At 67.6% G+C, this 7051-nt stretch carries 7 protein-coding genes; all 7 read right to left on the reverse strand.

The window, feature by feature from the left end; translation table 11 throughout:
- On the reverse strand, positions 1–1115 hold a 1115-nt coding region (locus tag VR44_RS31080; RefSeq protein WP_342669412.1), incomplete at its 3' end, for an asparagine synthase-related protein.
- Positions 1112–2260, reverse strand: a complete 1149-nt coding sequence (locus VR44_RS47780; protein WP_245692564.1) for a hypothetical protein — start codon at positions 2258–2260, stop codon at positions 1112–1114. The genes VR44_RS47780 and VR44_RS31080, both read right to left, overlap by 4 nt.
- Positions 2257–2568, reverse strand: coding sequence for a hypothetical protein (locus tag VR44_RS47785; RefSeq protein WP_245692567.1), 312 nt, complete (start codon positions 2566–2568; stop codon positions 2257–2259). Before VR44_RS47785 ends, VR44_RS47780 begins: the two co-directional genes overlap by 4 nt.
- Positions 2569–2682: 114 nt before the next feature.
- The gene (locus VR44_RS31090; protein WP_245692569.1) at positions 2683–3987 is read right to left on the reverse strand and encodes a dermokine domain-containing protein; all 1305 of its coding nucleotides are present in this window, start codon (positions 3985–3987) and stop codon (positions 2683–2685) included.
- On the reverse strand, positions 3984–4670 hold the full coding sequence (locus VR44_RS47790) for a site-specific integrase (protein ID WP_245692571.1): 687 nt from the start codon (positions 4668–4670) through the stop codon (positions 3984–3986). The genes VR44_RS31090 and VR44_RS47790 overlap by 4 nt, the downstream gene beginning before the upstream one ends.
- The gene (locus VR44_RS47795; protein WP_245692574.1) at positions 4661–5437 is read right to left on the reverse strand and encodes a site-specific integrase; all 777 of its coding nucleotides are present in this window, start codon (positions 5435–5437) and stop codon (positions 4661–4663) included. Before VR44_RS47795 ends, VR44_RS47790 begins: the two co-directional genes overlap by 10 nt.
- A gap of 372 nt (positions 5438–5809) precedes the next feature.
- Positions 5810–6301, reverse strand: a complete 492-nt coding sequence (locus tag VR44_RS49280; protein WP_425424548.1) for a hypothetical protein — start codon at positions 6299–6301, stop codon at positions 5810–5812.
- Positions 6302–7051: the final 750 nt, after the last annotated feature.

The raw sequence follows: 7051 nt of genomic DNA on the forward strand, positions 1-7051 counted from the left end.
GCCCTCACCGTCTGGTCCGAGAACCAGGCGGCTGCCATGAGGGCCTGCATGCGGGTCCGGTCGAAGCGTCCGCCGGGCTGCAACCCCCCTTCGAGGAGGCGGAACGCGGGTGGGGCGTCGGTGAGGGCCATGCGGATCTGGGTGTCGGCCCAGGTGGCGAGGTTGCCGTTGAGCCAGGAGGGGACCGGGGAGGCGAAGCCGAGCTTGTCCCGGCTGTCCCAGACCTCCTTCGGCAGGCCGAGGGCCTTGGCAGCGTCCCGCAGGATCCGCTTGCCCTGGGCCGGGTTGGTGATCTTGTAGTCGACGGGCAGCCGGTAGGAGAACTCGACCAGGTCGCGGGCGAGGTAGGGGGATCGGCGTTCGAGTGCGTAGGCGGATGCGAGTTTGTCGCTGGTCATCACCAGCGGCCTCCAGGCCGTCGCCAGGTCCGCCAGCGTCAGGCTGCGGGCCAGGTCCCCGCCCGCGCGGGCCATCGCGTCCGCGACGAGATCACGGAGACGGCCGTCGGGGTCCGGGCCCCGCAGGATCAGTCGGGTGACCGCTTCTGCCGGGTCGAGGGGTTCGCCGACGGCGTGCATGAGCTTGGCGGCCAGCGGCCGGTATGCCTCCAGGCCGGAGTTCAGGACGGCGTCGGGGCCGAAGAGGACCAGGGCCTGGCGGAGGTAGCCCATCAGGAACTCGTCCGGTCCGAGACCGCCGATCGCGACCCGCAGGCCGAGGTCGGAGATCTTCCGGTAGGCCATGTGCTCCGAGAAGGTGGAGGCGTTGCCCATGGGGTAGTCCAGGGCCCGCATCATGTGCGGCAGCGCAGTCGTGAAGTCGACGTGGTCGGGCTCGACCACGACCAGCTCCGCCTTGATGTCCCGCGCGATGACCGCGGCCGTGGAGGACTCGTCGAGGCGGTCCTGGCCCGGGTAGCGGACGGTGACGCAGACCGGGGGCCGCATCAGGTAGGCGAGGACCGCCGAGTCCAGGCCGCCGGAGAGGAGGAGGGCGAAGTCGCAGGCAGGGGCCCTGAGCGGGATCTGCTCGGCCAGGGTCGTGGAGAACCTGGCCAGAGCTTCGTCGTAGGTGCCGGTGAACGGGGCCCGGTCCTCCAGGTGCCACCAGGTCATCTGGTCGATCGAGCCGGTGGTGACGTCGAAGGACAGCAGCGTGGCCGGGGCCAGCAGCTGGATGCCCTGGAACGGGGTGTCGACGCCGGTCGGGGTCTCGATCGCGGTGACCTCCGGCCGTAAGACCAGCGGATGAACTCGCGCCATGGTCGTCCCTCGATCCGGCCCGTAACGGGCACCTGCATCGGGCTGGGGCCGGGCCGCTGAGCGGTGAGCCGGCGAAGTCCGAGCCGAGTAGCGAACGAATGAACCTGGGTCCAGCTGGCCCCTGTGATCGCGGCGACGTAGTGGTGGCCCAGCGTGACGCCGTGCAGGCGGCTCAGGGTGCAGGGCAGCGGTGCACCGGAGTTGATCAGAGGCAGCAGATAGCTCTTGACGGCTGCCAGGCCCTCGCGGGTGGTCTTGGCGGATTTCACCTGTGCGTGCATGCGGCGGCGTTCGTTCCAGGCAGCGAGGATGTCGCCGGAGTAGTCCTCGACCAGACGGATCGACCAGGTGAGCAGAGGCCCGATCACGGCCGGATCCAGCGGCTCGGTCTTGTTCTCCCCGCTGCCGTCTCCTGTCTCGGTCGGCAGATAGTCGTCGATGCCCTCGTCCTCCCAGGGCGGACGCGTAATGCCGCAGGGGCTGGCCGACAGCTGGTCGAAGGCCCACATGTCCGAGAGCCAGCGCAGAACCGTCAGGGCATGACCGCGCCCGCAGCCGCTACTGGCGATCTTGGCGGCGTACGCCTTCCAATGCTCCATGGTGCAGTCGCTGAGCTGGGACACGCCTTGCCGATCGAGCCAGCGAGCGAACTTCATCCACTGGATGATGCAGTCGCGCATGCTGATCACACCGTCGCGTGTCCGGTTCTGAAAGCCGCGTTCCCGGATGTAGGTGGGGCGCAGCTCGCCGTTGATCAAGACCCAGAGGACACGACGGACCTCGCTCCGCAAGGCAGCCGGGCACTTCCTCAGATTGATCTTGTGGAGGCTGTCCCCGGGGTTGTCGGTCAGCGGCCCCAGCGACCAGATGTCATCACTGTAGAGGGAGTTGGAGTAGGTGTTGCCGGCGCTGATCCACCGGTCCATGACGACCGGGCTGTCTGGTTCCGGCAGCGGCAGGATGTAGGGATCGGCCTCGATGGACAGTGCAGTCGTCACGGAGCCAGGTCTCCCTCGTACAGGTGGTCGATGATCATTCGGTCGTGGTCAGTGACCCGGCCCAGTGCCGCATCCCAGGTGCTCTCGTTGACCTTCGCCCGCAGGTCATCGAGTCGCTGGAGATGTTCGTCCCAGCGCTCGCGCCAGAGCTTCTCGGGCCAGGCGGAGCGAAGCGAAATCAGCTGCCGGCGCAGCAGCGCGAGGCGCGGGTGGTGCCCGGTGTGGACTCGGGAGTTCTCGCAGGACAGGCAGCAGGAAGTCGGCGCCGCAGCCCCCGTTTGGGTCCGGCCAGGGGCTGTTGTCCTCATCCGCGCAGTCCGCCGTTGCGGTCTCCAGGTGGGCCGCGTCGGCCACGTCCGTCAGGCGCCCGTGGAAGGTGTAGTCGCGGGCCTGTTCGAAAGCTTCCTCGGCGCCCGCCGCGATCACGTCCACGGCGGCTTCCTGGACGTTCTCGTCGGGCAGGACGTAGATGCTCTCGTGCGTGCCGGGCTTGTGCTGCAGCGGCTTTCCCGTCGTGGTGACGGTCGTCCTGCGGGCACGCTGGAAGGGCGAACCGATCTTGTGCTTGCTCGCCCATACTCGCGCATCGGCCTTGGACACCCCGAAGCACAGCGGGCCGACGTTCCGGGGCCGGTCCAGATTGGAGTCCAGTCCGTACGGCGCCGGTTGCGGGCGACCATCAGCAGGTTGTGGCCAGGCGACAGGGCGGCCGCCAGGGCCCGCCCGTGCTTCGTGGCTTCCAGGGCCTGGGTGATGAGCCGACCCGGAGAGTCCGCGCCGGAGTCGGTGTAGTTCTCCGTGGCGAACCATCGGCCCTCGCCGGAGCGCCGCTTCTCCACCAGGACCTCATAGGTGACCGTCGTCTTTTCGCCCGCGGACGGGGTAGTAACAGGCACGTGCAGACGGTCGTAGACCGACAGGTTCCAGCCGTAGCGGTCGGTCATCATCACGGCCAGAGCCGTCAGCTCCGACCGACTCAGGAACAGCCGGCCTGCAGTCTTCCCGCCGTTCTTTCCACGCAACAGCCCCTCGGCCCGGGTGTAGATCTTCCCCTCCTTGTCCGGGTACCCGGGCAGTTCGCCCGTGGCGGCCAAGCATTCGAGGACGGACGCGACCCTCCACTCGCGGCTGGTCGGGTCCAGCGAGCCTGCCCGGTAGCGGTCCAGCAGCGTGGTGTTCTCTCGGATCCGCAGCAGCGCGGCCCGGAACTGCCGTTCAGCGACCAGCAGCACCTGGTCGCGCTCCGACGGCCGGTAGGACTGCTTGGACGGTTTGCCCTTCTTCGGGACCGGGCGGGCCAGTTCTTCGGCCGCCAGGCCCTGCGCCAGCCGCGGTTCCCGCTTCAGCAGCGTACGCATCTTCGCGAGGGCCTCGCGCCCGCCGGGGGTGTCCTTGTGGTTGTTGCGCCAGAGTCGGAGCGTGGCCGAGGTGAGGTCGCCGAGGTCCTCGGCCGGGTGCCCCTGGGCTTTGAGGAACCGGGCGAAGACCTCCAAGGACCGCCAATACGATTCGCCGCTTGAGTGGCTGTTCCATCCCATGGATTGCGCGGCGAACGTTCGCGCGAGTGACTCGCGCATCGGCTGCCGTGCGGAGAGCTCAGCGAAGTCGAAGACCCGCTTGAAGCCCTCCTTGTTCAGCACGGTGACCTGCAGTCCGTCGGCGGCTATCCGCTCGGTTGCCTGGAAGTCCGGCGGCGGCAGGACGGCTTTGCGTCCCCGCCCGCTCACGATGCCGCCGCGACGGGCAGGACGTCGACCAGCATCTCGATGTCCTGGATCCCGGAGGTCTCCCGGGCCAGCCGGGCGAACAGACCGTTCAGATCCTTCTTCTCGTCCGTCTCACCTTGTTCGTCCTCGGTGTCGAAGGTGAGGATCGACTCCAGCTGCAGATGCATGACCGGGCGGAGGTAGTGCTCCTTCGTCGTCTCAACGTCCTTGTGCCCCAACAGGGTCTTCACCAGCCACCACGGATCGCCGTAGAGCTGGGCGAAGTCGCGCCGGTCTGCAGCGGTCAGCCCGTACTTCTTGTCTATCAACTCGTTGAGCAGGATCAACATGTAGAGGGTCATCGAGTGCCGCATGGAATGGGGTGTCGCGTACGGGACCTTCCCGCGGATCTCCGCAACCCGCAGCAGTCGGGGCGTCTCGCGCTCCTGCGGAGTCAGCAGGGCCTGCTCGCAGCGTTGGTTGGCCTGTCGGAACACGGTGTTCCAGCGGTCCGGCAGCATGGGCAGGCCCTGCTCGGTCAGCCACAGCCATGCCGGCTCCGGGCCCTGTGGCCCCTCGACGAACAGCCACTGCCGCTCGCGCCAGTCGAGCAGGTTCAGGTCATGGCGGCCTTGGACGCCGTCGCGGTCGATCCAGTGGACCGTCGAGGTGCGGCCCGTCGCGACCTTCCTGATCAGCCGCATCTGCGGCAACTTCTCGTAGCGTCCCTGGGCCTGGGCCCCTCGACCGCCCAGGCCCGCTCCGACTCCGCGTAGGCGCTGACCTGGCGCAATGAATCGACCGACGCGTAGAAGGTCCGGTCTCGCTTCGACCGGGACAGCGCTCGGGCCATCTGCCCGTGGCGATAGCGGCCCGAGCGCAGCGGGCGGGACGGCACTTCGAACGTCAACATGGCGCCAGATTCCTGCCGCCGCAATCCCGAGCTGAGTGTGAAGCCGACGAACGAGGTGTTCCGGAGCTCGGTCCGCGCGTCCCAGCCCGGCACCGGTGTCCCGTCGGGACCGAGCCCACGAAGACCAACATCCTGCCAAAGGCCCCAGGTTCTCGGTGTCAGCCACGACACCCGCGAGCTGCGGGCGTCCGCGGCGCGGTCCGCCCGGCGCCGGCTGTCCACCGGCAACGGCGTGACCTTCGCCCACCGGTAGAGCCGCGTGAAAGCCGACGCCTCCCGATCCCACTTCGCCCCGCTGATTCGGCTTGGGTTGAGTGGCGAGTCACACCGAAATTCCCGGTACGCGCGCAAGTCGCTCTCGGCCGCCTGCCGCCACGGGATCCCGCGTCGCCACAACCAAGTCAGCAACAGCCGGATATCCAGCGCGTAATTCCGCCGAGTTTCCCGTTCCAGAGGATGGAATTCCGAGGAGAGCACGAATTCCAGCAGCTCGGGATCGACCACGAAATCAGGTCGCATAAAAACCGGATCGCCCGGCTGAAGCCCCACCGCGGCCACCGCTGCAAGTCGCGGACCCCCAGCACCCCCTCCTCCGGCAGAGGCCCCCACCGCTCCGGATCCGGCACGAACACCAGCCACCACTCGTCCATCTGCCACCCCTGTGAGTCCCTTGAACTCACTCAATCATCAGGGAAGCACAGGTGCGGGTCGTCCACCGGACCGGTGACCGTGAAGCGGACCTTCCCGCACAGACAGCGGCCGGTACGGACCTCCGAGCCGGAGTCAGAGTCAGAGTCGGAGTCGGCGACAAATCTCAGGCACAGATTCACTTTCCAAGTGTGCTGGGGCAATCGGGGCCATCAGCATGCCATCGTGGTGAAAGCCGGCGGGAAGTCCTTCAGCACCTGCGGCAGGCCCAGCTCGGCAAGTTCACTCCGACGTGGGTGGTGCGGTCGGCGGTGTCCCGCGTTCCGTCCAGGACGGGGTGCGCGTGGTCGTGCACTGTCGGGTTTCCGCGAAGCCGGCTGACTGATCGAGGTGGAACGGTGATCCGGGGTTCTCGGGCGCCCAGCCATCAGCGAGGGCGGCTCGGATGCTGTCCGCCACCTGCGCCGGCAGGACCGGTCGGCCAGCTGCTCCGAACCAGTTGCTCGGGTGCGGCTGGTTGGTGGTGATCACCAGTGTGGTGCCGGGAGTCCGGGCGTGTTCGACCGCGTAGGTAAGGGGTGACACGACCAGACCCTGGTCGTAGGTCGGCCGTCCGCGGAGTCGCCAGCGATAGGTGGTGCCGTCCACGGTGATGAGCCGCGAGCCCTTCTTGACCAGTGCCATGTCCACATTCTTTCCCATGTGACGGCTCTCTTGGGCCGCAGAGCGAAGGCTGGCCGAGTCTCCGCACGGCAACTGCTCCGAGATCGTCATGAGCTGAACCTCGTTATGCCGCGTCGGCCCTGGACGATCAGACACGGGAACGGGACCGGCCGACGGAATCGGGTGGGGGCGGCGGCCACCGAACCGCCCTGCTACACAGCGCTTCTGAACCTTCCTCGGATTTTCCTCAACGTGCTTGCACGGAACAGGGTCGAGTTGAACCAAGCTGCTACTGCCAGAACGTAGCCGGGTGTTGGCTGCCCGCCATGGCATCGAAGTCTTGCCGGAAGTCCGACATGGGCCCGGTCACGTCGTACGTTCCTTCGCGGAACATGTAGACGGAGGGCCAGGCATGCTCACGAGGACATCCTGCACGCCGTCCGAAGATCCGGTCCAGCCGGCCCGAAGGAAGACTCACCTCACCCACAACTCTTGACTGTGGTCCGGAGTCCGGCAGCAGTGTGCTGGCTGCTCCAGCGGTCGTACTGCGCCCGCCGATAGTTTTCGACACGCCGACGAAATCGGCACATGCCTCGAGCAGATGCCGGTGCTCCCGTTCGCGGTCTGCGCGAGCGGCGGCACGGGCCGTGCTCTTCTCCTGTTAGCGGTGTGCGACGACAGCGCCGAGCAGCGTTCCGATGACGGCGATGGCGGCCGCGATGATCACCGACATGGTGGCCAGCTCAGCACCAGACGGCACACACAGGGCAGAGCGCGAACCGGCCACTACCTTCACTGACGGCCATAGAGCTGGCCGCGACGGCGGCCCTCCGACCATGCCGAGATGGCGCGAGGCAGGCC

It is taken from the genome of Streptomyces katrae, from assembly GCF_000966975.1.
GTDB classification, from domain to species: Bacteria; Actinomycetota; Actinomycetes; order Streptomycetales; family Streptomycetaceae; genus Streptomyces; species Streptomyces katrae.